This is a genomic window from Cupriavidus basilensis (genome assembly GCF_000876015.1).
Taxonomy (GTDB): Bacteria; Pseudomonadota; Gammaproteobacteria; order Burkholderiales; family Burkholderiaceae; genus Cupriavidus; species Cupriavidus basilensis_B.
In genome coordinates this window covers 341,059-365,461 of the sequence record NZ_BBQM01000015.1, presented here as the reverse complement: position 1 = coordinate 365,461, position 24,403 = coordinate 341,059, and the positions used below count along the sequence as shown (strand labels likewise).

The following is a 24,403-nucleotide window of genomic DNA, read 5'->3' as shown; positions in this document are numbered from 1 at the left end:
TCAGGCTCCTTGCGCCGGCTTCGCCGTCCAGTTCTCGGGAATGACGGCAATCACGTCGATCTCCATCAGCCACTGCGGCTGGCCGAGGGCGCTGATGCACAGGCCCGTCGAGATCGGGAACACGCCCTTGAGCCACTTCCCCACTTCCTGGTAGACCGGCTCGCGGTAGCGCGGGTCGGTGATGTAGGTGGTGGTCTTGACGATGTGGCTCAGGTCGCTGCCGGCTTCCTCGAGCAGCTGCTTCACATTCTTCATCGCCTGCTCGGCCTGCGCGCGCGGATCGCCCAGCCCGACCAGATTGCCGTCGAAATCGGTGCCGATCTGTCCGCGGACATAGACGGTATTGCCGGCCCGCACCGCCTGGCACAGGTCATTGTCAAGCGCCTGATTGGGATAGGTGTCCTTGGTGTTGAACATGCGTATGCGATGGTGCGTCGGCATCATTTCGCTCCTGCGAAGGTGGTTTGCAATGGCGCCTCTGGGGCGATGGTGGTGCTGGCGACCTCGCGCGGGCGCGGCGCCGCCCTGGCGCGCAGGGCGACGTCGTAGGCGAGGTACTTGCGCTGGTTGGCGATGTGGTCGCCGACGTGCTTGGCGTCGTGCCACACGCCCCAGATGAACGATGAGCCGCGCCGGGACAGCCACGGCAGGCCCAGGAAATAGACGCCGGGCTCGCTGGATACGCCGCGCTGGTGTTGCGGCTTGCCTTGCTCGTTGAAGGCATCCACCTTCAGCCAGTCGTAGTCGACCGCATAGCCGGTGGCCCAGATGATGGTCTTCACGCCGGCCTGGGCCAGGTCCAGGCTGGCGATGGGGTTGCGCACGCAATCCGGGTCGGGCGGGATGTAGCGTGCCTGCGGATCCTCCGGCAGGTCCAGGCCGTTGCGCGCCGCATAGGCGTCGGCGGCGTCCAGCATGGCCATCAGGCTCTGGTCGCCACGCGCAAGGTTGGCGGCGAGGTCGCCTTCGAAGCTGGCCACGCCGTTGTCGAAGGCCTTGGTCAGCCCGACCAGTTTCATGCCGCCGTGCGCGAGCCGGCGAAAATCGATGGCCTGGCCGCCATAGGCGCCGCTGACGGCAATGGTCACGTGTTCGCGGCCGGGCACCGCGATTTCCTTGTCCCACTCGCCGAGCACGCCCAGCCACCAGCAAAAGTCGCGGCCGCGATAGGTGCGCGGCGGGCGGTCATGCGCGCCGACCGAGAGATAGACCTCGCGTCCCGAACGATGCAGTTCGTCGGCGATCTGTACCCCCGACGAACCGGCGCCGACCACCAGTACCGCACCGGCGGGCAGCTGCGCGGGATTCTTGTAGTACGCCGAATGCAATTGCGTCAGGCCCGCATCCACGGGCGCGATGGCGGGGATCACCGGGCGCTGGAACGCGCCCGTGGCCACCACGACGCGGAGCGCATGAAAGCGCCCGGAGCTCGTATCGACCACGAAGCCCGGTTGTCCGTCGCGGCGCTCGACGCCCAGGACCTCGACGCCGGTGCGCACGGGCGCGCCGAACTGCCGCGCGTATCGCTCGAAGTAGTCGGCCACCTGTTCCTTGGCGGCAAAGCCGTCCGGGTCCACGTTGTCGAACTCGAGGTTGGGGAAGCGGTCGTGCCAGGCCGGGCCATTGGCGACCAGCGAATCCCAGCGCCTGCTGCGCCACCGCTCGGCGATACGATCCCGCTCGAGTATCACGTGCGGGACCTTGAGCCGCGTGAGATGCTCGCTCATGGCGATACCTGCCTGGCCGGCGCCGATGATCAGCGTATCGATTGACTCTGTTTGCGCAGACATCGCTGCCTCCTTTGATAAATGACGCATTTCATGAGCATCAGATGTCCCGGTACGGGACGTGGAACCGCCTGTGCCCCCCGCTCGGGGGCAAATTCGTGGGTAGATCAGAAATCTATGTAATATTCGATCTGAATCCAAAAAAGCTATTCAATACCGGTCAACCGTCTGTTCCGTTCCAGTTCTCCAACCAGATCCGTCATCGAGATGAATCCACTTCGCTATTCGCTGCGCCAGCTACGCTACTTCGTGGTGGCCGCCGAGGAACTCTCCTTCACGGGCGCGGCCAGGCGCCTGCACATCTCCCAACCCTCCATCTCGACCGCGCTGGCCGAGCTCGAGGCGGCGATCGGCGTCCAGCTCTTCATTCGCCATCACGCCAGCGGCCTGTCGCTGACGCAGTCGGGGCGGGATCTGCTGGGCAACGCGCGCAACCTGCTCAAGAACGCCGAAGAACTGCAACTGGCGGCGGCCGAACTGGACGAAGGCATGACCGGCTCGATCGCGCTGGGCTGCATGGTGTCGCTGGCGCCGCCGCTCATGCCCGGCATCATCAGCCGCTTCGTGGCGGAGAACCCGTCGATCTCCATCCAGACCACCGAGGCCCATCAGGACACGCTGTTGAGCGGCCTTCGCGACGGTTCCATCGACATTGCCCTGACCTACAGCCTCGATATCGACGACGACATCCATTTCACGCCGCTGGTCTCGCTGCCGCCCTACGCCATCCTGCCCAGGACCCATCGCTTCGCCAACGCGCGCAAGGTGTCGCTGGCGTCCTTGCTCGATGAGCCCTATGTGATGCTCGACTTGCCGCATAGCCGCGAGTATTTCTCCTCCCTCTTCGACACCCTGGGCCGGCGTCCGGTCACTGCCTTTCGCTCGTCCCAGCCTGAAGTCGTGCGCGGCATGGTGGCCTGCGGACTCGGCTTCAGCATTCTCAACTTCCCGCTCAAGTCGACACGCACCGTGGGCGGTGACGAATTCGTCGTCAAGCGCTTCAAGGAAGAGGTCAAGGCGACCACGCTCGGCATTGCCCAGTCGCAGGCGATGAAGCCGCGCAAGATCGTCACCAGGCTGGCGGCATTCTGCGAAAGCCACATCCGCAAGATGCGCATCGACTGACCGCCGCGCGGGATGGCCGCGGCCGCGTGCGCGCGATCAATATCCCAGCGCATGCTGCACCTGGTGTTGCAAGGGCTGGCCATCGGACAGGCGCCGTACGTTGTCCACTATCTGCGTGGCCACCACGCCGGCATCCGATATCGCGGCGACATGCGGCGTGACGATGATCTTTTCATGCCGCCACAAGCCGTCATCGGCCGGCAACGGCTCGACCGGGAACACATCCAGCAAGGCGCCGCCGAGCCGGCCGGCGTCCACCGCCGCCAGCAGGTCGCCCACATGCAGCTGGTCGCCGCGGCCGACGTGGATCACGTAGGCGTCCTCGGCCAGCCGGGCGAACAGATCGCGCGACAGTATCTGCCGCGTGGCCGGCGTCAGTGGCAGCAGACAGACCAGGATCTGGGTGCCCGCCAGGAATTCGTCCAGCTGCCCCTCCGCGTAGCCTTGCACGCCTGCCATCTCGGTGCCCCGGCGCGACCAGCCGCGCACCGTGAAGCCGAGTTGCAGCAGCAGTGTCGCCACGGTCTTTCCCATCAGGCCCATGCCCATGATCCCCACCACCGTGCCGGGGGCGCTCTGCCCGGGCACGCGCTGCCACTGGACGGCGCGCTGATTGGCGCGGATGCCGTCGAACCCGCGATGGCGGTTCAGCACCCCCCAGACCACGTACTGCGCCATGCTCCGCGCCTGGCTTGCATCGACGATGCGGCAGATCGGGACCTGCAGGTTCGATGCCGACGAGATGATGCGATCGGCGCCGGCACCGATGCTGTGGATCAGTCGCAGGCCCGGCAGCCGCGCATAGCTCTCGGCCGGCGGCGCCCAGCTGATGGCCACTTCCGCGCGTGCCGACGCGGGGTCGTCCAGGGTGCAGATGTCCAGCTCCGGGGCAATCCGGCTGATGGCCGGTGCATAGTGCAGCGCGGCCTTGTCGGTGAAAACGAGTGCGGTCATGCGTTGGTTGCTTGCGGTGGATGGGCAGGATGCATGGCGGTCTCGGGCCGCCGCGCCGGTATGGCCAGTCCTCAGCTCGAGAGCGCGTGATATCGGCGCTGGTAGTACAGCAGGCAGGTCTCGATATCGCGGTCGTCGATGTGCAGCACCTCGCATAGCAGGACATCGTGCGTACCCACGGTGGAGCTGCCGATGATCTTGCAGTGCAGGGACATTGCCGCGCCGTCCAGCGCCGGCGCATACCCTTCGCAGCGGGTCCAGCTTCCATGCGAGAAGCGCTCCGGCATGGGCGTCTTTCCGGCGAAGGCGGCCGACATCTCCTGCTGGTCGGCGGCCAGGGTATTGATGCAGACGATGCCGTTGCCCACCGTGGTCGCATAGGCCGACGAGCCGCGGTTGAGGCACACCAGCACCGTCGGCGGAGTATCGGTGATGCTGCATACCGCGGAGGCGGAGAAGCCCGCGTAGCCGTGTTCCCCGTCGGTGGTGACGATGTGCACGGTGGCGGCGATCCGCGCCATCGCGTTGCGGAACTCCTGCTGCGTGGCGGCGGCCCTGTGCGCGGGCGCGCGGCTTGTGGTTTCAGTGAGCATAGGATGGGTCCTCGCGATCCAGGATGCGTTTCATCTCTTCGAAGTGGGCCACCGAGAAATCGCGGATGCCCTCCCAGTCTTGCGCGGTCTTTTCAGCCACCTCGTTCGACAGCACCTTCAGGGGCTGGCAGGTGGCGTAGGCGATGGCCAGGATCTGGCAGGCGCGCTCCAGCGTGTACATGTCGTCGAAGGCTTCGCCGATGCTGGCCGCCGTCACCAGCACGCCGTGGTTGCCCATCATCAGGCGCGACTTTCCCTGCAGCTGCGCGATCAGCCGTGCCCCTTCGTCTTCGGTATCGGCCATGCCGCCGAAGTTGCCGTCGACGGCCACCCGGTTGAAGTAGCGCGCCGTGTTCTGCTCGATGGGCTTGATGGCGGGGTCTTCCAGGGTCGAGATGGCGGTGGCGTAGACCGGGTGCAGATGCAGGGCCACCCGGATATGCGGGGCGCGGCGGTGCAGCTGGCCGTGGATTGCCCACGCGGTCGGGTCGACGGTGCCGGCGGCGGCAGTCTGCGGCGGGCTGTCGGCATCCAGCAGCAGCAGGTCGCTGGCGCGGATGGTCGAGAAATGCTGCCACTTGCGGTTCATCAGGAAGCGCTTGCCGTCCGGCGAGACGGCCGCGCTGAAATGGTTGGCTACGGCCTCATGCATGCCCAGGCGGGCAAAGAGCCGAAAGCACGCGGCCAGGTCGATGCGGAGTTGATGTTCGTTCATTGTTGTTGCTTGCCGGTTGCAGTGCGTCTCATGTCGGGGGAGCACCAGATCAAGCAGCCCGCGCCCGCGGCCGCACCAGTTGCAGCACCGCGAACAGCATCACGACCACGAACAGCACGATCGACGATGCCGCCGCGAGCGTGGGATTGGCTTGCAGGAGGATGTCGTCCCACAGCTGCTTGGGCAGGGTCGACTTGACGCCGCCGCCCATGAAGAGGGCAATCGTCAGTTCTTCGAAGGAGGTCAGGAAGCCGATCACGAAGGCCGCCGCCAGGCCGTTCTTCACCGAAGGCAGCGTGATGCGCATGAATACCTGGAAGCGGTTGGCGCCCAGCGTGGCCGCCGCCTGATCGATGGACCAGTCGTGCCCCTTGAAGGTCGTCAGCAGGATCACGAACACCATCGGCATGGCGATGACGATATGGCCGATGGCGATGCCGGTATTGGTCGCCACCAGCGAGATCTGGGCGCACAGGTAGAACAGCGCCATCGCGATCACGATCGACGGCACGATCATCGGCAGCAGGAACAGGAAGAAGATGCCGCCGGCCACCCGGCCGCTCGAGCGCGCCATGCCCAGCGCCGCCAGCGAACCCAGAATGCAGGTCGCGATCGCCACCAGGAAGCCGATGCCGAAGGATCGCAGCGTGGCATTGATCCAGAGCGGCGACTCAAGATAGACCTCGTACCACTTCAGGCTCAGGCCCTGCGGCGGGAAAGTCAGGAACTGCCCATCCGTGAACGACATCGGCACGATGGCCAGGATGGGGAGCAGCAGGATGGCAATCACCACGCAGGAAAACACCGGGAGCAGCGGGATCTTGACCATGCGGGCGACGTGGCGGTCGTACGCGGACACGATCCAGCCCGACGCGCGGCCCAGCGCATAGACCAGGCCCAGCCCGAACCTGCGCAGGTGGCGATGCCGCGAGCTGGATTGCTTGCTGTCGCTGCCGGCCAGCGACGACAGGCCGAACACCAGGTCGTAGACCACGCAACTCACCAGCGCGGTGATGACGAGCACCACCGCCAGCGCGCTGCCCATCTGCCAGTTCTGCAGCTCGTTGATCTGCACGATGATCAACTGGCCCAGCATCATTTCCTTGGGGCTGCCCAGGAAGGACGGGGTGACGAAGAAGCCGAGCGCGCTGATGAACACCAGCAGCCCGGCCGCGGCCACGCCGCGGATCGACTGCGTGAAGAAGATGCGCCAGAACACATTGGCGCGATCGGCGCCGAGGGTCGACGCGGCCATGGTCAGGCGGCGGTCGATCTGGTTCATCACCGGCAGCATGGTCACCACGGCCAGCGGCAGCAAGGTGTGCGACATCGCGAACACCACCACGTTGCGGTTGAACAGGAACTGCGACCAGTCCAGGCCCGCGGCCTGCGCCATGCGCTCGACGAAGCCGCCCCGCCCCAGCAGGATCAGCCAGGAAAAGTTCTTCACCAGCGTGCTGCTCCAGAACGACAGCAGCACGAACAGCGACAGGATCTGCTGCGAGCGCCTGGACAGGTTGGACAGCCAGTACGCCACCGGGTAGCCGATCAGCAGGCAGATGGCGGTGGTCTCGACGGCCGTGGCAAAGGTGTTGAGCAAAACCTGCCGGTAGACACTGGGGCCGAAGAAACGGGCAAAGGCGGCAAACGACAGTGCCCCCTGGCTGTCGAACAGGCTCAGCGGAAAGATCCGGAACGACGGCAACAGCAGGAAGATCGCCAGGAACAGGCCGCCCGGCAGGGCCAGCCACAACGGCCCCGGACGCCAGGGTCTGGCGCGGGCGGCGGTGCGGTCGAGGACTACGTCGGTCGGCACTTTCATGCGTTGCCCCGGATGCTCGGCAATGGACAAGGCTGCACCTTATGCGGTAACGGCATCGACATGCCGGTTGACGGGACGCGCCAGCCCCAGGTGCTCGCGCAGCGTGGCGCCGCTGTAGGCCTTGCGATAGACGCCGCGGCGCTGCATCTCGGGCACCACCATGCCCACGAAGTTGTGCAGGTCGTCGGGCAGTACGTGGAAGCTCAGCATGAAGCCGTCCGCCGCCCCGCTTTCCATCCACTCCATCATGTGGTCGGTCACTTGCGCGGCGGTGCCGCACAGAGTCACCTTGCCACGTTCATAGCTGGAATAGAGCTGGCGCAGCGTCAGCTTTTGCTCGCGGATCATGCCGGCGATCTGATTGAAATAAGCCTGGTGGAAGTTGGACTTCTGCGGAATCATCTCCACCGGCACCGGCTCATCCAGCGGCAGGCTGGTCAGGTCGGCTTCGAGATCCGCGCCCAGGCGCATGCGGCCCACGTCCGGATGGATCATGCGCTGCAGTTCCTGGTACTTGTCTTCGGCTTCCGCCTGGCTCTCGCCCACCACCACCGAGAGTCCGGCCAGGATCTTCAGGGAATCGGCGCTGCGCCCGAACTGCGGCAGGCGCCCCTTCAGGTCGGCATAGAATTTCCTGGCCTGGGGCAGGGTCGGGTCCGAGGCGAACACGACCTCGGCGGTCTCGGCGGCGAACTGCTTGCCCACCTCCGACGAACCGGCCTGAATGATCACCGGACGCCCCTGCGGCGTGCGGCGGATGTTGAGGCCTCCGTAGACCTTGAAATATTTCCCGGAATGGTCGGTGATGTGGAACTTGCCGGGATCGAAGTTGATGCACTGTTCCTTGTCCTGGACGAAGGCATCGTCTTCCCAGGTATCCCACAGGCTTTCGACCACCTTGTAGAACTCGCGCGCCCGCACGTAGCGGTCGTCGTGCGGCGGCAGCTTGTCCAGCCCGTAGTTGCGCGCCGCATAGTCGTTGGCCGACGTCACCACGTTCCAGCCCGCGCGGCCGTGCGAGATATGGTCCAGCGAAGCAAACAGGCGGGCGATGTTGTAGGGCTCGTAGAAGCTGGTCGAGGCGGTGGCGCCCAGGCCGATATGCTGCGTCGAGCCGGCCAGGGCCGACAGCAGCGTGATCGGCTCGAAGCGGTTCATGAACTCCGGGTTGCGGCAATGGATATGCAGCTTCTCGGTGCGGGCAGCGGGCGTGTCCGCGATGAAGAAGAGGTCGAACAGCCCCTGCTCGGCCGTGGCGGCGATCCGCCGGTAGTAATCGATGTCGGTGGCCGCGTCGCGCGGCGCGCTGGATTTGAGCCAGGAGGCCGGATGCGCACCGGTAGGATGCGTCAACAGGCCCAGATGTATTTGTCGATCGTTCACGTTACCACTCCTTCAAATCTGCCTTGCTTGTTCGCCGGACCGCCAGGGTCGGGCCCGGATCAACCCTGGATCAGCCACTCCTGGAACCGCTCGTTGGCGACGTCGTAGTTCTTGCCCCACCAGGCGGTGTCGCGACGGCGCAGTCCCTCGAGGTTCTTGGGATAGGTGGTAAGCAGCTCGGCGCGCTTCTGGTCGATCAGCTTGATCGATTCGGTATTGGTGGGGCCGTTGCCGGACAGGGTGCCGTATTCGGCGAGGCGGTCCGCGCGCATGCAGAAACGCACGAACTGCTGTGCCTGCTTGAGCTTCTTGGTGCCGGCCACGATCGACCAGCCGTCGACGTTGTAGGTGCCCTGCCAGACGATCTTCACCGGGGCGCCCGAGGCGATGGCGGCCAGCGCGCGCGAGTTCCAGGTGTCCGAGAGATCGACCTCGCCGCTTTGCAGCAGCTGGGTGTTCTGCGCGCCGTTGGACCACCACACCGAAACCGACTTGCGGATCTTGCTGAGCGACTTCATCGCGCGGTCGATGTCGAGCGGATAGAGGTCCTGGGGCGCCACGCCATCGGCCAGCAGGGCCAGCTCGAGGGTGCCGCTGGGCGAGCGGAAGAGGCCGCGGCGTCCGGGAAAGTGCGCGGTGTCCCAGAAATCGCGCCAGCTCTGCGGACCGCCCTTGGGGAACCTGTCACTGCGGTAGCCCATGACGACGCCGTAGACCGAGAAGCCGAACCAGTTCGCGGTGAGCATGCCGGGCAGGATGTTCTTGCCGTCGCCGGGCGCGTTGTCGAGCGGCGCGACGTAGTTCTTGGCGCTGGTCAGGCGCAGCACGTTGTCGGGGGTGACCATCGCCACGTCCCAGATGCCGGAGCCGGAGTCGACCACCAGCTTGAACTGCGTCACGGGATCGGATTCGTGGGCGACGTTGATGACGCGGATGCCGGTTTCCTTCTCGAACGGGTCGTAGAAGGCCTTGCGCATGGCCGGGCCAAGCGCGCCGCCGTTGTCGGCGACGGTCAGGGCTTCGGCGGCGGAGGCACGCGGCAGCCACAGCATGGGGGCGGCGGCGACGGCGCCCGTGACGGCGGCGGTCTTGATGAATTCGCGGCGACTATTCAATTTCTTGTTCATTTCAGGCCCCAGATAGTTGACGAGCAGGATGGATCAAGGCACTCCCCTTTGAGACGACTTTCATTTTTCGAGCAGGCGCGAATGGCTCTCGCGCCATTGCAGCGAGACGGTCGCGCCGACGTGGCGCGCGCGGCTGCCGGCGGCCTGGCGCACGGTCATCACGGTGCCGCTGCCAAGCTTCACCAGCAGGCGGGTCTCGGAGCCGGCGTAGATCTGCTCGATGACTTCCCCATCGACGTAGCCGCCCTGCTCCACCAGCTCGATGTACTCGGGGCGGATGCTGATGGTCGCCTCGGCCGACAGCGCGCGCGCGCTGTCGGCCGCCGGCACCGGGATCCTGCCGTCGACGCTCGAGAGCCAGCCGTCGCCGGCGACGCGGCCCCTGATCTTGTTGGAGATGCCGATGAAGTCGGCGGCGAAGGTGCTTTGCGGCTGCTCGTAGATTTCGGCGGGCGTGCCGATCTGCTCGATTCGCCCGGCATTCATCAGGCAGACCCGGTCCGACAGCGCCAGCGCCTCTTCCTGGTCGTGCGTCACGAAAATGATGGTGGTGCCGGTCTCGCGGTGGATGCGCTTGATCTCCACCTGCATGCTTTCACGCAGCTTGCGGTCCAGCGCCGACAGCGATTCGTCCATCAGCACCAGCGACGGCTGGTACACCAGACAGCGTGCCAGCGCCACGCGCTGCTGCTGGCCGCCGGAGAGTTCGCGCGGGAAACGCGCCGAGAAACTGCCCAGCCCCACCATCTCGAGCACGCGCATCACCTTGGCGCGGATGGCGTCGCGGTCCACCCGGCGCATTTGCAGCGGGAAGGCAATGTTCTCGTACACGGAGAGATGCGGGAACAAGGCATAGTTCTGGAACACCACGCCCACATCGCGCTGGTGCGAAGGCGCATGGGTGCGGTCGACGCCATCGATGAACAGCTCGCCCGAGCTGGGTTCGACCAGCCCGCAGATGATCTGCAGCAAGGTGGTCTTCCCCGACCCGGAGGGGCCCAGCAGCGTCAGCAGCTCGCCGGTACGCACATCGAGATCGACGGGGTGCAGGGCCGTGGTGCCGCCGTAACGCTTCGACAGCCGGAGCGCGCGCATCTTGATGTCGCGCGGCATGGCAGAAGTCCTTGCGACGTCATTGATCTTGGTGGCGGTATCTGCCATGAAAAACACTCCTTGAATCGACGGGTGTCCGGATGCGAATTCGGTGATGGACTCGCCTCGGCTTGCAGGCGCCGGTGAAATCTAACACCGCCCAATTAAAGGAAAATAAATATTTTCGAATGCACTGCATAGCAAACTCCTATGCATACCGACAGGCGTGTTTCCGCGTCTCCCCGGCATGGAGAAATAAGCGCAAAGAAGGGGCATGGGGCCGCGCCAGAGCCGGGAAAAGCGATCGTTTTGGGTGCGCGGAGCGGTACCGTGCACGCATGCCGGGCGCGCCGGCACTGCAGCGGTGCTACAGGAATCGCGTCAACTTTTCCCGATCTTTTTGGCCTGTCCGCCACAGAAGCGCAGCCGGCGCCCGGGAAGACCACGAGCCGCCGTCGATGTGAGGGCCATTGCGCGCCCGGGCGCCTGCGGTCCGCATCCACCGCGATCCCGGTATTCCGGCGGCCTTTCACCTGCCCGGGGGGCGTCGATGCATGGCCTGCGCGGCCTCGCGCCGGGCGTGCTCCGGCCATTTCCGGCATTTCCGGCCCCGCGTCCGGCATACCCCTTTAGAGGGGGCCACCGGGGAGAAACCCGGAAGCGGGAGGTCCGCGCTTGCCCAACCCCAGTACAATGCCCCCGGCCCGAACCGGGCCCAGAGCCAGAAAAACAAAAGCATCGAGGGGAATCACAAAATGGCAGTCGCGCTGACCAAGAAACTGTTACTTACCCTGGCACTTGCCGCCGCCGCGCAGGCGGCGCTGGCCGCCAACTGCGCGCCGGATTTCCGGGGCGCGGTCAATTGCCCCGGCAACAGCGCCTGCATGATGACGCGCTCGGGCGAGGTCCGCTGCGCCAGGGATGGCGGCGGGATCGCGCTGGACCGGGAAGGTGACGCGCGCTGCGGCGTGGGCCGCTGCGCGGTGGACATGAAGGGGAACGTGATGTGTTCCAGCACGGCGGGCGGCGGCGCGAGCCTGGACAGTTCGGGCGCGGTGGTGTGCGATGCCGGCTGCCGCCCGGGCTCCGGGACGGCCTGTTCGGCGCCGCGCTGAGGCAGCGCCTTCCGGCGCCGTTGGCGCGGACAAGCCCGTCATCGACAGCGCGCCGCGCCGGCCGCTGGCTCGTGCCGCAGCGCGTCTACGGGGATTGATGCATCGGGAACGAAGCGCGCCCTGGCACGCAATCAGCCGTCCACCTGCTCTCTTGCGGGCGCCGCCGCCTGGCGGTGCCGCTGGCTGAAGCGGCGCACGAACGCTTCGAAGCCTTCCACCTGCACGGGGTGGCAGAAGAAGTAGCCCTGGTAGGCGTGGCATCCGGCGTCGGCGAGGAAATCGCGCTGGGCGGCGGTCTCGACGCCTTCGGCGATCACCTCCAGGGCCAGGCTCTTGCCGAGCGCGACGATGGTCTTGGCGATGGCGGCATCGTTGGGGTCGACGAGGATGTCGCGCACGAAGGAGCGGTCGATCTTGAGCTGGTCGAGCGGCAGGCGCTTGAGGTAGGAGAGCGAGGAGTAGCCGATGCCGAAATCGTCGAGCGAGAACACCACGCCGGAGTCCTTGAGCGCGTGCATTTTCTCGGCGATGTCTTCCACGTTGTCCACCAGCACGCTTTCGGTGAGTTCGAGCTTGAGCCGGCGCGGGTCGGCGCCGGTCTCGCCGATCACGGCCAGCACGCGCGCGACGAAGTCCGGCTCGCGGAACTGGTGGACGCTGACGTTGACGGCGATGGTGAGGTGAGCGAGGTCGGGCTGGACCGACCAGCGCGCCAGCTGCAGGCAGGCGGCGCGCAGGACGCGGTCCCCGAGCGCGTGGATCAGCCCGGCTTCCTCGGCCAGCGGAACGAATTCGGCGGGGAAGATGATGCCGCGCTCGGGATGCTGCCAGCGCACCAGCGCTTCCGCGCCGGTGATGCGGTTGTCGACCGTGACCTGCGCCTGGTAGTGCAGCAGCAGCAGGTCTTCGTCGACGGCCTTGCGCAGGCCGGCTTCGAGCGCGGCGCGCGCCACCACCACGGTCTGCATGGCTGGATCGAAGAAGCGCATGGCGTTGCGCCCGCGCTCCTTCGACTTGTACATGGCGAGGTCGGCCTGCTTGAGCAGCTCGTCGATGGAGGCATGGTGGCCGTTGAACACCGTCACGCCGATGCTGGCGGTGCTGCGGTATTCCACGCCGTCGAGATGGTAGATCTTGCCGAGGATGGTGCGTATCTTCTCGCCGACGGCCTCGGTCTCGCTGGCCGCGAGTTGCCGGTTGCCGCTGAGGTTGCCGAGCACCACGACGAATTCGTCGCCGCCCACGCGCGCCACCGTGTCGCCTTCGCGCACGCTGGCGGACAGGCGCTGCGCGACCTGCTGCAGCAGCAGGTCGCCCTTGTCGTGGCCGAGCGTGTCGTTGAGGGTCTTGAAGTTGTCGACGTCGATGAACAGCAGCGCGCCGGAGGCGCCGCTCTGCGCGCTGACCGCGATGGCCTGCTTGAGGCGGTCGGCCAGCAGGGTGCGGTTGGGCAGGCGCGTGAGCGCGTCGAAGAAGGCCAGCTCGCGGATCTTGTCCTCGGCGATCTTGCGCTCGGCGTCGAGCAGCTTGCGCTCGGTGATGTCGCGCCCGCTGATGCGAAAGCCGGTGAACACGCCGCGCGCGTCGTGGATCGGGCCCCAGGAGACGGACAGCCACAGCACCGAGCCGTCCTTGCGCAGGCAGCGGAATTCCAGGTTGTTGCCGCGCAGGCCGTGCTGGCCCTTGAGCAGCTCGGGCGCCACGCGCGGCATGTCCTCGGGGTGGATCAGCGTGCCGGCGAGGTCGCGCATCGCCATGCATTCTTCCACGGTGTAGCCGGTGTATTCCTTGACGGAGGGATTGATCCAGCGCGGCCGGCCGCCCAGCCCCCACCAGACCTCCAGGTTGACGGTGCAGTCGGCCAGCGCGCGGAACTTCTCTTCGCTTTCGCGCAGTTCGCGGGTCATCAGCGAAGCCAGCCGCATGGCGCGGCTGCGGCCGCTGGCCATCGCCCAGGCCAGCAGCGCGAGCAGCAGGCTCAGGCCCGTGCCGGTCCAGGCGATCACCGCCTGCGAGTTGCGCCCGAAGCGCTCTTCGAAGGCCTTGTGGGCGGTCATGGAGAGCATCCAGTCGTGCCCGCCCACCACCAGGTATTCGTTGGCGGAGAGCACGGCGTCCGTGCTGCTGCCGCCGGCCTCGGGCGAGCGGTAGAGCAGCGCCGTCGCCGACGGCTCCACGCCGTCGTAGAGCGCCAGCGAGATCCCGGGCGGCTGCTCGCCGTAGAGGCTGGCGATGACCTCGCGCATGCGGAACGAGGCGTAGACCCAGCCGACCAGGCTGTCGCGCCGCTGCGCCGCGGTTTCCTGCGGCAGGCCGCGGCGGTACACCGGCAGGTACATGACGAAGCCGGGTTCCTCGTCGCCGCGGGTGTCCACGGCCAGCTGGACCTTGCCGGAGACGATCGCCGAGCCCGAGTCGCGCGAGCGCTGCAGGGCGAGCCGGCGCTCCGGGTTGAACCACGTGTCGAAGCCGAGCACGGGGGGATCGCCGTCGGCGGGCGGCTCGCGCTGGACGATGGGGGCGTAGGCCTCGCGCCGGCCGCCGGGATGGATGCCGTAGCCGGCCACGCCGGTGCCGCCGAGCGCGGCGACGTGGGCGTCCTTGTCTGCGGCCGGCACCCACTTGACCACGCCGACCGCCTGCACGCCGGACAGGTTGGCGTCGAGGTTGATGGCCTTGAGGTAGTCGTGGAACTGGTCGCGGTCCAGCGTGCCGCTCACGGCGAACATGCCGTGCACGCCGCGCAGCATCTGCTCGTAGGTGGCCATGCGCTGCTCGATGCGGCCGACGGCGTCGCCCAGCGCGAAGTTGAACTGGCTGCGCACTTCATGGCGGGAGGCCTGCTGGTCGTGGTCCCACACCGCCCAGGTCACGCCGAGCCCGGCGGCCAGGATCAGCAAGGGCAGCAGGATAAGGCGGACTGCGCTCACAGCGGCGACTTGAATTCGGTCATGGCGTCGACCATGTCGGATTTGAAATACTTGGCGAAGATCCGGCGCACGGTGCCGTCGGCGCGCATGTCGTCGACCAGCGCGCGCCATTTCTCCTGCTCGGCCGGCGGCAGCGCCTTCTTCGACATGATCAGGCCATGCAGCACGGGCGGGTCGTTGAACTCGACCACCGAGGTGACGTCGCGGATGTGCTTGGCGTCGAGCGCCGGATAGTCGAACGGTTCGATGATCATGCCCTGGATGCGCCGGCGCGCCAGCGCCTCGTAGAGCGGCTCGAGGCCGCCGGCCTGGCTGACGCGGTTGGCGGCGGCGAGCCGGTCCACCAGCTGGTTGGCGGACCTGCTGTAGCGGAAGCTGCGGATGACGCCGAGCTGGAAGCGGTCGTTGTAGGCGAAGTCGGACAGCTTCTGGATGCCGGCGTCCTTGCGCACCAGCAGATAGTATTTGTTGCTGAAGTACCAGGCGAAGGCGGCGTACTGGTTGCGCTCGGCGTTGGCGATGCCGGACAGGCTGAAATCGAGCGCGCCGGACTCGATCAGTTTCCAGATGCGCGCGCGCGACATCAGGCTGACCCGGATCTGGCATCCGCTGCGCCGGATCATCTCGTCGGCGAAGTCCTTGTCGATGCCGGTATCGGTGTCGAGCGAATAGAGCAGGCCATGATCGTGCAGCGCGAGCGTAAACGGCCGCGCGCAGTCCGGACCGCTTGCCTGGGCATTGCCCAGGCAGCACAGCGCAAGAAGTAGCCCGCCTAGTCCGTGTCTTGTCACTGTCTGACCCCGCAAAAAAAATCTGGCACCGATCGTTCTTTCTTATGACCGCGGCGGAACCCGGGCGAATCCCCCGGCCCTGCGAACCTCGGTGGTCCTTCAAATGTGCTTCCCGGCATGGCGCCGGGCCGGCCCCGGCGAAACCCCGCCGGGGCCGCATGGACAGCAAAGCCTGCATGCTCTCATGCAGGTGTCCGCGTGGGAAGGGCCGGGCGCGTTCCGGCGCCGCTCTTTGTTGCTGGCTTTCACATGCCGCGCCACTGGATATGCATACAGCACCGCCGCCGCGCGCCGCGCGGGCGCGATGGCGGCGGCGGGCCGCCACAGCCGCGCCTAGGGCTGGCCCAGGGTGCCGCCGGCGCGCCGCAGCGCCGCCCCGACCTCGCCGTAGAACTCCCGCAGCGCCGCCGTGTCCAGGTCCGGCGGCAGCAGCGCCGGCCACAGCAGCGCGACGAGGTCGCGCGCGGTGCGCTCGATGTCCCGCTCGATGTCCACTTCCCGCTGGCGGGCGATGGCGTCCCACAGGATATGCTCCATCGGCCCGAGGATGGCCGAGCGCAGCAGGCTCAGGGGCAGGTCGGCGCGGATCTCGCCGCTCTCGCGGGCGCGGGCCAGCAGGTCCATCAGCGGCGCGGTGTAGCGGCGCTGCAGCGGCACGAACACCTCGCCCAGCCCCGGCCCCTTGGCGCGGCCTTCGGAGAGCACCAGCGCGCACAGGCCGGTGCCCTGGATCAGGAACAGCCGCAGATGGGTGCGCACGTAGAACTCGAGCTGGGCCTTGGTGCTCTGGCCGCGCGGCAGGCCCGCCTCCACCACGCCGATGATTTCGTCGTACCAGTCTTCGATCACGCGCGCGCAGAGCTCGCGCTTGCCGTGGAAATAGGTGAAGACGGTGGCTTCGGAGATGCCCAGGCGCTGGGCGATCTCGGTGGTGGTGGCGCGCTCGTAGCCGAGCTCGGCGAAGACTTCGCGGCTCACGCGCAGAATGTCGCGGATGCGCTGTTCCGCCTTGGCGCCCGCGGGAAGGCGGCGCCGCACCGTGATGTCGTCCATCGACCTGTTACCTCGCATGCCGGAAGGCGCTGATTATAGTGCGGCGCGCATGTTGCGACGCAACAAGAAACGGCGCCGCCGGGCCGCCCGCGCGGGCCTTGGCGCGTGTCACGGCATTGTAATTGATCTTTACTCAACTCAAGGTTGCATTTTTTGGGCGCAGCGTGTACTTTTCCTGTCAGCGCGGCTGGCCCAACATGAAAACAACAGGCCTGGCAACCCAAAAATATGCGCAGCCCGGAACTTGAGCCGCACTCAACTAAGTTGAGCCCGACTCAGGAAACCGGGATCCGGACAAGATAGCGACAGCGCTTTGGAGACGAGTATGACCATGCAGGGTGCGGCTGGCCCATCGACATTGCCCGTGGCGGGCCTGTCCCACGTACGGGGCGAGACCGACACGCCCTTGTCCGAGCTGACGGTGCCGGCGCTGCTGGCCGGGACGGTGGCGCGCTTCCCCGACCGCGAGGCGGTGGTGTTCCGCGAGCAGGGGGTGCGCTGGACCTGGCTGGAGTTCTCGCAGGTGGTCGACGCGATGGCCGGCGGCCTGCGCCTGCTGGGACTGGTGCGCGGCGACCGCATCGGCATCTGGGCGCCGAACCGGGTGGAGTGGCTGGTGACGCAGTTCGCCACCGCGCGCCTGGGGCTGGTGCTGGTCAACATCAACCCGGCGTACCGGCTGTCGGAGCTGGAATACGCGCTCAACAAGGTCGGCTGCAAGGCCATCGTCGCGGCGGAGTCGTTCAAGACCTCGCGCTACCTGGAGATGCTGCAGACGCTGGCGCCGGAGCTGGCCACGAGCGAGCCCGGCCACCTGCAGGCCGCGCGCCTGCCGGCGCTGCGCTGGGTGATCCGCATGGGCGCGGAGCGCACGCCGGGCATGCTCAACTACGATGCGCTGCTCGCGCATGGCACGCATGCCATCAAGGGCGAGCTGGACGCCATCAGCGCCTCGCTGGACCGCTACGACCCCATCAACATCCAGTTCACCAGCGGCACCACCGGCGCGCCCAAGGGCGCCACGCTGACGCACCGGAACATCGTCAACAACGCGCGCTTCATCGCGATGGCGATGCGCTTCTCCGAGCAGGACAAGCTGTGCATCCCGGTGCCGTTCTATCACTGCTTCGGCATGGTGCTGGCGGTGCTGGCCTGCGTCTCCACGGGCGCCTGCATGGTGTTCCCGGGCGAGGCGTTCGACCCGGTGGCGACGATGGCCGCGGTGAGCGAGGAACGCTGCACCGCGCTGCACGGCGTGCCGACCATGTTCATCGCGCAGCTCGACCACCCCGACTTTGCCAGGTACGATTTCTCCACGCTGCGCACCGGCATCATGGCGGGCTCGCCCTGCCCCATCGAGACCATGAAGCGCGTGATCGCGCAGATGCACATGGCAGAGGTGACGATCGCCTACGGCATGACGGAGACCAGCCCGGTGTCGTTCCAGAGCGCCACCACGGACCCGCTGGAAAAGCGCGTGACCACGGTGGGCCGCGTGCAGCCGCACCTCGAAGTGAAGATCGTGGACGGCGCCGGCGGCATCGTGCCGGTGGGCGAGACGGGCGAGCTGTGCACGCGCGGCTATTCCGTGATGCAGGGCTACTGGGACGACGAGCCGCGCACGCGCGAGGCGATCCGCGACGGCTGGATGCATACCGGCGACCTCGCCACCCTCGACGAGGAAGGCTACTGCAACATCGTCGGCCGCGTGAAGGACATGCTGATCCGCGGCGGCGAGAACATCTACCCGCGCGAGATCGAGGAATTCCTGTTCCGCCACCCCAAGGTGCAGGCCGTGCAGGTGTTCGGCGTGCCGGACCCGAAGTACGGCGAGGAAGTGTGCGCGTGGATCGTGCTCAAGCCGGGCGAGAGCGCCACGGAAGACGACATCCGCGCGTTCTGCCGCGACCAGATCGCGCACTACAAGATCCCGCGCTATATCCGCTTCGTCGCCGAGATGCCGATGACGATCACCGGCAAGGTGCAGAAGTTCGTGATGCGCGAGCGCATGACGCAGGAACTCGGGCTGGCCGTGGTCAGGACGGCCTGATTCCGCCGCCTGATTCCCGGCCCGCATTGCCGCTTTCCCCCATTTCCATTCGACGCAAGGCCGCCCGCTGCCGGCGGCCCCTTCCCACAAGACGACGAGCACCGACATGACAGAACTCCCCGGCCTGAACTTCCACCTCGGCGAAGACATCGACATGCTGCGCGCGAGCGTGCGCGACTGGGCGCAGGCCGAGCTGGCCCCGCGCGCCGCCGAGATCGACCGCACCGACCAGTTCCCGATGGACGCCTGGAAGAAGATGGGCGACCTCGGCGTGCTCGGCATCACCGTGGCCGAGGAATACGGCGGCGCCAGCATGGGCTACCTCGCCCACATGGTGGCGATGGAGGAAATCAGCCGCGCCTCGGCCTCGGTCGGCCTGTCCTACGGCGCGCACTCCAACCTGTGCGTGAACCAGATCCACCGCAACGGCAGCGCCGCGCAGAAAGCCAAGTACCTGCCCAAGCTGGTCTCGGGCGACTGGATCGGCGCGCTGGCCATGAGCGAGCCCAATGCCGGCTCCGACGTGGTCAGCATGAAGCTGCGCGCCGAGTTCAAGGGCGACCGCTACGTGCTCAACGGCACCAAGATGTGGATCACCAACGGCCCGGACTGCGACGTGCTGGTGGTCTACGCCAAGACCGAGCCGGACCTGGGCGCGCGCGGCATGACCGCGTTCATCGTCGAGAAGGGCATGAAGGGCTTCTCGGTGGCGCAGAAGCTGGACAAGCTCGGCATGCGCGGCTCGCACACCGGCGAGCTGGTGTTCGAGGACGTGGAAGTGCCGGTGGAGAACATCCTCGGCGCCGAGAACGGCGGCGCGCGCGTGCTGATGAGCGGGCTGGACTACGAACGCGCGGTGCTCTCGGGCGGGCCGGTCGGCATCATGCAGGCGTGCATGGACGTGGTCACGCCCTACATCCACGACCGCAGGCAGTTCGGCCAGAGCATCGGCGAGTTCCAGCTGATCCAGGGCAAGGTGGCGGACATGTACACCACCCTGCAGGCGGCGCGCAGCTACCTGTACACGGTGGGCAAGAACCTCGACGCGCTGGGCCGCGAGCACGTGCGGCAGGTGCGCAAGGACTGCGCGGCGGTGATCCTGTACACGGCGGAGAAGGCCACGTGGATGGCGGGCGAGTCGGTGCAGATCCTGGGCGGCAACGGCTACATCAACGAATACCCGGTGGGCCGGCTGTGGCGCGACGCCAAGCTGTACGAGATCGGCGCGGGCACCTCGGAAATCCGCCGCATGCTGATCGGGCGCGAACTGTACGCCGAGACGATGTAAGGCCGCTCGCCAGCGCGACCCCTGATACGAGATACCCAGACCCATGCCCACGCTCGAAACCAAACTCAATGCGCGCTCGGAATCGTTCCGCGCCAATGCCGACGCCATGCAGGCGCTGGTCGACGACCTCAAGGCCAGGATCGCCAAACTGGCCGAAGGCGGCGGCGAGGACGCGCGCGCCAAGCATCTGTCGCGCGGCAAGATGCTGCCGCGCGAGCGCGTGCAGCAGCTGCTGGACCCGGGCACGCCGTTCCTGGAGCTGTCGCAGCTGGCGGCCTACGATATGTACGACGATGCCGCGCCGGGCGCGGGCATCATCACCGGCATCGGCAGCATCGCCGGGCAGGAATGCGTGATCGTCTGCAACGACGCCACCGTCAAGGGCGGCACCTATTACCCGCTGACCGTGCGCAAGCACCTGCGCGCGCAGGAGATCGCCGAGCAGAACAACCTGCCCTGCATCTACCTGGTGGACTCGGGCGGCGCCAACCTGCCCAACCAGGACGACGTGTTCCCCGACCGCGACCACTTCGGCCGCATCTTCTACAACCAGGCCAACCTGTCCAAGCAGGGCATCCCGCAGATCGCGGTGGTGATGGGCTCGTGCACGGCGGGCGGCGCCTACGTGCCGGCCATGAGCGACGAGTCCATCATCGTCAAGAACCAGGGCACCATCTTCCTGGGCGGCCCGCCGCTGGTGAAGGCGGCCACCGGCGAGGAAGTGAGCGCCGAGGACCTGGGCGGCGCCGACGTGCACACGCGCCTGTCCGGCGTGGCGGACTACTTCGCGCAGAACGACGCGCACGCGCTGTCGCTGGCGCGCAATATCGTGCAGCACCTGAACCGCCGCAAGCCGGACCAGATCCGCCTGCACGAGCCGCTGCCGCCGCGCTACCCGGTGGAGGAGCTGTACGGCGTGATCCCCACCGACACGCGCAAGCCCTACGACGTGCGCGAGGTCATCGCGCGCATCGTGGACGATTCCGACTTCGACGAGTTCAAGGCGCGCTACGGCACCACGCTGGTGTGCGGCTTCGCGCGGATCTGGGGCTACCCGGTCGGCATCATCGCCAACAACGGCATCCTGTTCTCGGAGTCGGCGCTCAAGGGCGCGCACTTCATCGAGCTGTGCTGCCAGCGCAAGATCCCGCTGGTGTTCCTGCAGAACATCACCGGCTTCATGGTGGGCCGCAAGTACGAGAACGAAGGCATCGCGCGCAACGGCGCCAAGATGGTGACGGCGGTGGCCACGGCGCAGGTGCCCAAGTTCACGGTCATCATCGGCGGCTCGTTCGGCGCGGGCAACTACGGCATGTGCGGGCGCGCGTATTCGCCGCGCTTCTTGTGGATGTGGCCGAACGCGCGCATCTCGGTGATGGGCGGCGAGCAGGCCGCCAGCGTGCTGGCCACGGTGCGCCGCGACGGCATCGAGGCCCGCGGCGGCGCCTGGAGCGCCGAGGAAGAAGACAAGTTCAAGCAGCCGATCCGCGACCAGTACGAGCACCAGGGCCATCCCTACTACGCCAGCGCGCGCCTGTGGGACGACGGCGTGATCGACCCCGCGCAGACGCGCACGGTGCTGGGCCTGGGCCTGTCGGCCAGCCTCAACGCGCCGATCGGCGAGATGAAGTTCGGCGTGTTCCGCATGTAACGCCCTGCCCCGCCCACGCCCACGCACCGCCACAGGACACCGAAATGGAATTCACCACCCTCACCGTCACCACCGCGCAGCACGTGGCCACCGTCACGCTGAACCGGCCCGACGTGCGCAACGCCTTCAACGAAACCGTGATCGCCGAGCTGACCGGCGCCTTCCGCGCGCTGGGCAGCGAGCCCTCGGTGCGCGCCATCGTGCTGGCCGGCAACGGCCCGGCCTTCTGCGCCGGCGCCGACCTGAACTGGATGAAGAAGATGGCCGGCTACTCGCACGACGAGAACCGCTCCGACGCGCTGACGCTGGCGCAGATGCTGCACACCATCTGGTCCTGCCCCAAGCCGGTGATCGCGCGCATCCACGGCGACGCCTACGCCGGCGGCGTGGGGCTGGTGGCGGCGTGCGACATCGCGGTGGCGGCCGAGGGCGTGACCTTCTGCCTGTCGGAGGCGCGCCTGGGCCTGCTGCCGGCCACCATCAGCCCCTACGTGATCCGCGCGCTGGGCGAGCAGGCCTCGCGCCGCTACTTCATCACCGCCGAGCGCTTCGGCGCGGCCGAGGCGCTGCGGCTGGGCTTCGTGCACGAGGTGGTGGCCGCCGCCGCGCTGGACGCCAAGGTGGCCGAGCTGGCCGCCACGCTGGCGGCCAACAGCCCGAACGCGGTGCGCGAGAGCAAACGGCTGGTGCAGGAGGTGGCCGGGCGGCCGGTCGACGACGACCTGCTGGCGCAGACGGCGGAGCGCATTGCCGCGATCCGCGCTTCGGACGAAGGGCGGGAAGGCGTGAAGTCCTTCCTGGAGAAGCGCGCGCCCGCCTGGAAGGTCTGAGGCACGCCGCACGCAAGGAAAAGACAAGAGGACCACCAGCATGTTCAACAAAATCCTGATCGCCAACCGCGGCGAAATCGCCTGCCGCGTGGCCGCCACCTGCCGCCGCCTGGGCATCCGCACGGTGGCGGTCTACTCGGACGCCGATGCCGGCGCGCGCCACGTGGCGCTGTGCGACGAAGCCGTGCACATCGGCGGCGCGGCCGCGCGCGACAGCTACCTGCGCGGCGAGCACATCATCGCGGTGGCCCTGGCCACCGGCGCGCAGGCGATCCACCCGGGCTACGGCTTCCTGTCCGAGAACGACGGTTTTGCCGAGGCTTGCGCGGCCGCCGGGCTGGTCTTCATCGGGCCGCCGGCATCGAGCATCCGCGCGATGGGCAGCAAGAGCGCGGCCAAGCAACTGATGGAAAAGGCCGCGGTGCCGCTGGTGCCGGGCTACCACGGCGAGGACCAGGACGCCGCGCTGCTGCGCCGCGAGGCCGACCGCATCGGCTACCCGGTGCTGCTCAAGGCCAGCGCCGGCGGCGGCGGCAAGGGCATGCGCGTGGTCGAGGCCGGCGCTGGCTTCGAGGCCGCGCTGGCCTCGGTCAAGCGCGAGGCATCGGCCAGCTTCGGCGACGACAAGGTGCTGGTGGAGAAGTACCTGACGCGCCCGCGCCATATCGAGATCCAGGTGTTCGCCGATACGCACGGCAACTGCGTCTACCTGTTCGAGCGCGACTGCTCGGTGCAGCGGCGCCACCAGAAGGTGCTGGAAGAAGCCCCGGCGCCGGGCATGAGCGAGGAGCGCCGGCGCGCAATGGGCGACGCCGCCGTGGCCGCGGCGCAGGCGGTGGGCTACGTGGGCGCCGGCACCGTGGAGTTCATCGCCAACCAGGACGGCTCGTTCTACTTCATGGAGATGAACACGCGCCTGCAGGTGGAACATCCCGTGACCGAGATGATCACCGGGCAGGACCTGGTGGAGTGGCAGTTGCGCGTGGCCGCCGGCGAGCCGCTGCCGCTGAGGCAGGACCAGTTGCGCATCCACGGCCACGCGCTGGAGGCGCGCGTGTACGCCGAGAACCCGGACAAGGGCTTCCTGCCGTCCACCGGCACGCTGCGCTACCTGCGCACGCCGGCGGCGGTGCAGTTCGAGCTGGGCCAGGACCGCGGCGGCCCGGCCGGCGCGCGCATCGATTCCGGCGTGCGCGAGGGCGACACCATCAGCCCCTTCTACGACCCCATGATCGCCAAGCTGATCGTGTGGGGCCGCGACCGCGAGGAAGCGCTGGCGCGCATGGCGCAGGCGCTGGCGCAGTACCACGTGGTGGGCCTGTCCACCAATATCGCCTTCCTGCAGCGGCTGGTGGCCTCGCCGGCGTTCGCCACGGCGGACCTCGACACCGGCCTGATCGAGCGCAACCACGCGGCGCTGTTCCCGCCCGCCGGGCCGGAGGGCATCGACGCCATCGCGCTGGCGGTGGCGGCGCTGCTCGACGCGCAGGCGCGCGCGCGCCGCGTGGACCCGGCCGACGCGCATTCGCCGTGGCGACACGGCGGCGCCTGGCGCCTGAACGGCGAGGCCACGCGCCGCTTCCGCCTGCGCACGGCCGAGGGCGAGACCGAGGCCAGCCTGCGCGACGACGGCGCGCGGCAATGGCTGAGCGTGAACGGGCAGACCGTGCCCTTCCGCGCGGCCAGCGCCGGCGACGGCCATGCGCTCGACCTTGGCGAGCGCACGGTCAAGGGCAGCACCCATCTCGACGGCGATGCCATCCATGTGTTCAGCGGCGACCGGCAAACCCGGCTGGAGGTGATCGACCCGCTCGCGCACGCGGCCGGCGCCGATGCCGAGGGCGGCAAGCTGGTGGCGCCGATGCCGGGCCGCATCATCGCGGTGATGGTCAAGGCCGGCGCCGTGATCGGCAAGGGCGACCCGCTCATCGTGATGGAAGCCATGAAGATGGAGCACACGCTGACCGCGCCCGCCGACGGCGTGGTGCAGGAAGTGCTGTACGCGGTGGGCGACCAGGTGCAGGACGGCGCGCAGCTGGTCACGCTGGAAGACGCGCCGGCCTGACGCCTTGCCCGGCATGGCCTGTGCCTTGCTGC

19 protein-coding genes are annotated in these 24,403 nt (G+C 67.6%); 7 read left to right on the top strand and 12 right to left on the bottom strand.

Annotated elements, in window-relative coordinates:
* Both KF708C_RS15590 and KF708C_RS15585 read right to left on the bottom strand, forming a co-directional pair.
* Entirely contained in the window at window positions 1-441 is a 441-nt protein-coding gene (locus KF708C_RS15590; protein ID WP_059412499.1) for a RidA family protein, read from the bottom strand.
* On the bottom strand, window positions 441-1,790 hold the full coding sequence (locus tag KF708C_RS15585; protein ID WP_059412498.1) for a flavin-containing monooxygenase: 1,350 nt from the start codon (window positions 1,788-1,790) through the stop codon (window positions 441-443). Before KF708C_RS15585 ends, KF708C_RS15590 begins: the two co-directional genes overlap by 1 nt.
* 204 nt (window positions 1,791-1,994) lie before the next feature.
* Between KF708C_RS15585 and KF708C_RS15580 the strand changes: the two genes are divergently transcribed.
* Window positions 1,995-2,912, top strand: coding sequence for a LysR family transcriptional regulator (locus tag KF708C_RS15580; RefSeq protein ID WP_020205215.1), 918 nt, complete (start codon window positions 1,995-1,997; stop codon window positions 2,910-2,912).
* Window positions 2,913-2,948: 36 nt separating this feature from the next.
* On the opposite strand, the gene KF708C_RS15575 is transcribed toward KF708C_RS15580, so the two are convergent.
* The 7 genes from KF708C_RS15575 to KF708C_RS15545 all read right to left on the bottom strand — a co-directional run bounded on the left by KF708C_RS15575 (window position 2,949) and on the right by KF708C_RS15545 (window position 10,667).
* Window positions 2,949-3,866, bottom strand: a complete 918-nt coding sequence (locus KF708C_RS15575) for a 2-hydroxyacid dehydrogenase (RefSeq protein ID WP_059412497.1) — start codon at window positions 3,864-3,866, stop codon at window positions 2,949-2,951.
* Between the two features lie 71 nt (window positions 3,867-3,937).
* Window positions 3,938-4,459, bottom strand: a complete 522-nt coding sequence (locus KF708C_RS15570) for a flavin reductase (RefSeq protein ID WP_059412496.1) — start codon at window positions 4,457-4,459, stop codon at window positions 3,938-3,940.
* The gene (locus KF708C_RS15565; RefSeq protein ID WP_059412495.1) at window positions 4,449-5,174 is read right to left on the bottom strand and encodes a class II aldolase and adducin N-terminal domain-containing protein; all 726 of its coding nucleotides are present in this window, start codon (window positions 5,172-5,174) and stop codon (window positions 4,449-4,451) included. Before KF708C_RS15565 ends, KF708C_RS15570 begins: the two co-directional genes overlap by 11 nt.
* Window positions 5,175-5,223: 49 nt before the next feature.
* Complete coding sequence (locus KF708C_RS15560) at window positions 5,224-6,996, bottom strand: ABC transporter permease subunit (protein WP_043367086.1); 1,773 nt, start codon at window positions 6,994-6,996, stop codon at window positions 5,224-5,226.
* A 39-nt stretch (window positions 6,997-7,035) separates the two neighbouring features.
* A complete protein-coding gene (locus KF708C_RS15555; protein ID WP_156173836.1) occupies window positions 7,036-8,379 on the bottom strand; it encodes an LLM class flavin-dependent oxidoreductase in 1,344 nt (447 codons plus the stop codon).
* 59 nt (window positions 8,380-8,438) lie between these two features.
* Window positions 8,439-9,506, bottom strand: a complete 1,068-nt coding sequence (locus KF708C_RS15550) for an ABC transporter substrate-binding protein (RefSeq protein WP_059412494.1) — start codon at window positions 9,504-9,506, stop codon at window positions 8,439-8,441.
* Between the two features lie 60 nt (window positions 9,507-9,566).
* Complete coding sequence (locus KF708C_RS15545) at window positions 9,567-10,667, bottom strand: ABC transporter ATP-binding protein (protein WP_059412493.1); 1,101 nt, start codon at window positions 10,665-10,667, stop codon at window positions 9,567-9,569.
* A 686-nt stretch (window positions 10,668-11,353) separates the two neighbouring features.
* On the opposite strand from KF708C_RS15545, the gene KF708C_RS15540 reads away from it, so the two are divergent.
* Window positions 11,354-11,713, top strand: a complete 360-nt coding sequence (locus KF708C_RS15540) for a hypothetical protein (RefSeq protein WP_020205223.1) — start codon at window positions 11,354-11,356, stop codon at window positions 11,711-11,713.
* A 131-nt stretch (window positions 11,714-11,844) separates the two neighbouring features.
* Here the strand turns inward: KF708C_RS15540 and KF708C_RS15535 are convergent, their stop codons facing one another.
* The 3 genes from KF708C_RS15535 to KF708C_RS15525 all read right to left on the bottom strand — a co-directional run bounded on the left by KF708C_RS15535 (window position 11,845) and on the right by KF708C_RS15525 (window position 16,487).
* Window positions 11,845-14,643, bottom strand: a complete 2,799-nt coding sequence (locus KF708C_RS15535; protein WP_059412492.1) for a bifunctional diguanylate cyclase/phosphodiesterase — start codon at window positions 14,641-14,643, stop codon at window positions 11,845-11,847.
* On the bottom strand, window positions 14,640-15,434 hold the full coding sequence (locus KF708C_RS15530; RefSeq protein WP_020205225.1) for a substrate-binding periplasmic protein: 795 nt from the start codon (window positions 15,432-15,434) through the stop codon (window positions 14,640-14,642). The genes KF708C_RS15535 and KF708C_RS15530 overlap by 4 nt, the downstream gene beginning before the upstream one ends.
* A gap of 333 nt (window positions 15,435-15,767) precedes the next feature.
* Window positions 15,768-16,487: a TetR/AcrR family transcriptional regulator gene (locus KF708C_RS15525; protein WP_059412491.1), complete on the bottom strand. Its 720-nt coding sequence runs from the start codon at window positions 16,485-16,487 to the stop codon at window positions 15,768-15,770.
* 325 nt (window positions 16,488-16,812) lie between these two features.
* Between KF708C_RS15525 and KF708C_RS15520 the strand changes: the two genes are divergently transcribed.
* The 5 genes from KF708C_RS15520 (at window position 16,813) to KF708C_RS15500 (ending at window position 24,371) form a co-directional block, all read left to right on the top strand.
* Window positions 16,813-18,537, top strand: coding sequence for an AMP-binding protein (locus KF708C_RS15520; RefSeq protein WP_059412490.1), 1,725 nt, complete (start codon window positions 16,813-16,815; stop codon window positions 18,535-18,537).
* Window positions 18,538-18,643: 106 nt separating this feature from the next.
* Complete coding sequence (locus tag KF708C_RS15515; RefSeq protein ID WP_059412489.1) at window positions 18,644-19,825, top strand: isovaleryl-CoA dehydrogenase; 1,182 nt, start codon at window positions 18,644-18,646, stop codon at window positions 19,823-19,825.
* Between the two features lie 43 nt (window positions 19,826-19,868).
* A complete protein-coding gene (locus KF708C_RS15510; RefSeq protein ID WP_020201839.1) occupies window positions 19,869-21,476 on the top strand; it encodes a carboxyl transferase domain-containing protein in 1,608 nt (535 codons plus the stop codon).
* A 44-nt stretch (window positions 21,477-21,520) separates the two neighbouring features.
* Window positions 21,521-22,306 (top strand): enoyl-CoA hydratase/isomerase family protein, encoded by a 786-nt coding sequence (locus tag KF708C_RS15505; protein WP_059412488.1) that lies wholly within the window; start codon window positions 21,521-21,523, stop codon window positions 22,304-22,306.
* 40 nt (window positions 22,307-22,346) lie between these two features.
* On the top strand, window positions 22,347-24,371 hold the full coding sequence (locus tag KF708C_RS15500; protein ID WP_059412487.1) for an acetyl/propionyl/methylcrotonyl-CoA carboxylase subunit alpha: 2,025 nt from the start codon (window positions 22,347-22,349) through the stop codon (window positions 24,369-24,371).
* The last annotated feature ends 32 nt before the right edge of the window (window positions 24,372-24,403 follow it).

Excerpts from the sequence above, each read along its gene's own strand:
- KF708C_RS15550 (WP_059412494.1), bottom strand. The coding sequence starts at position 9,506 with ATGAACAAGAAATTGAATAGTCGCCGCGAATTCATCAAGACCGCCGCC.
- KF708C_RS15540 (WP_020205223.1), top strand. The coding sequence starts at position 11,354 with ATGGCAGTCGCGCTGACCAAGAAACTGTTACTTACCCTGGCACTTGCC.
- KF708C_RS15500 (WP_059412487.1), top strand. The coding sequence starts at position 22,347 with ATGTTCAACAAAATCCTGATCGCCAACCGCGGCGAAATCGCCTGCCGC.
- KF708C_RS15560 (WP_043367086.1), bottom strand. The coding sequence starts at position 6,996 with ATGAAAGTGCCGACCGACGTAGTCCTCGACCGCACCGCCGCCCGCGCC.
- KF708C_RS15545 (WP_059412493.1), bottom strand. The coding sequence starts at position 10,667 with ATGGCAGATACCGCCACCAAGATCAATGACGTCGCAAGGACTTCTGCC.
- KF708C_RS15510 (WP_020201839.1), top strand. The coding sequence starts at position 19,869 with ATGCCCACGCTCGAAACCAAACTCAATGCGCGCTCGGAATCGTTCCGC.
- KF708C_RS15575 (WP_059412497.1), bottom strand. The coding sequence starts at position 3,866 with ATGACCGCACTCGTTTTCACCGACAAGGCCGCGCTGCACTATGCACCG.
- KF708C_RS15580 (WP_020205215.1), top strand. The coding sequence starts at position 1,995 with ATGAATCCACTTCGCTATTCGCTGCGCCAGCTACGCTACTTCGTGGTG.
- KF708C_RS15590 (WP_059412499.1), bottom strand. The coding sequence starts at position 441 with ATGCCGACGCACCATCGCATACGCATGTTCAACACCAAGGACACCTAT.
- KF708C_RS15515 (WP_059412489.1), top strand. The coding sequence starts at position 18,644 with ATGACAGAACTCCCCGGCCTGAACTTCCACCTCGGCGAAGACATCGAC.
- KF708C_RS15505 (WP_059412488.1), top strand. The coding sequence starts at position 21,521 with ATGGAATTCACCACCCTCACCGTCACCACCGCGCAGCACGTGGCCACC.
- KF708C_RS15565 (WP_059412495.1), bottom strand. The coding sequence starts at position 5,174 with ATGAACGAACATCAACTCCGCATCGACCTGGCCGCGTGCTTTCGGCTC.
- KF708C_RS15570 (WP_059412496.1), bottom strand. The coding sequence starts at position 4,459 with ATGCTCACTGAAACCACAAGCCGCGCGCCCGCGCACAGGGCCGCCGCC.
- KF708C_RS15585 (WP_059412498.1), bottom strand. The coding sequence starts at position 1,790 with ATGTCTGCGCAAACAGAGTCAATCGATACGCTGATCATCGGCGCCGGC.
- KF708C_RS15520 (WP_059412490.1), top strand. The coding sequence starts at position 16,813 with ATGACCATGCAGGGTGCGGCTGGCCCATCGACATTGCCCGTGGCGGGC.
- KF708C_RS15525 (WP_059412491.1), bottom strand. The coding sequence starts at position 16,487 with ATGGACGACATCACGGTGCGGCGCCGCCTTCCCGCGGGCGCCAAGGCG.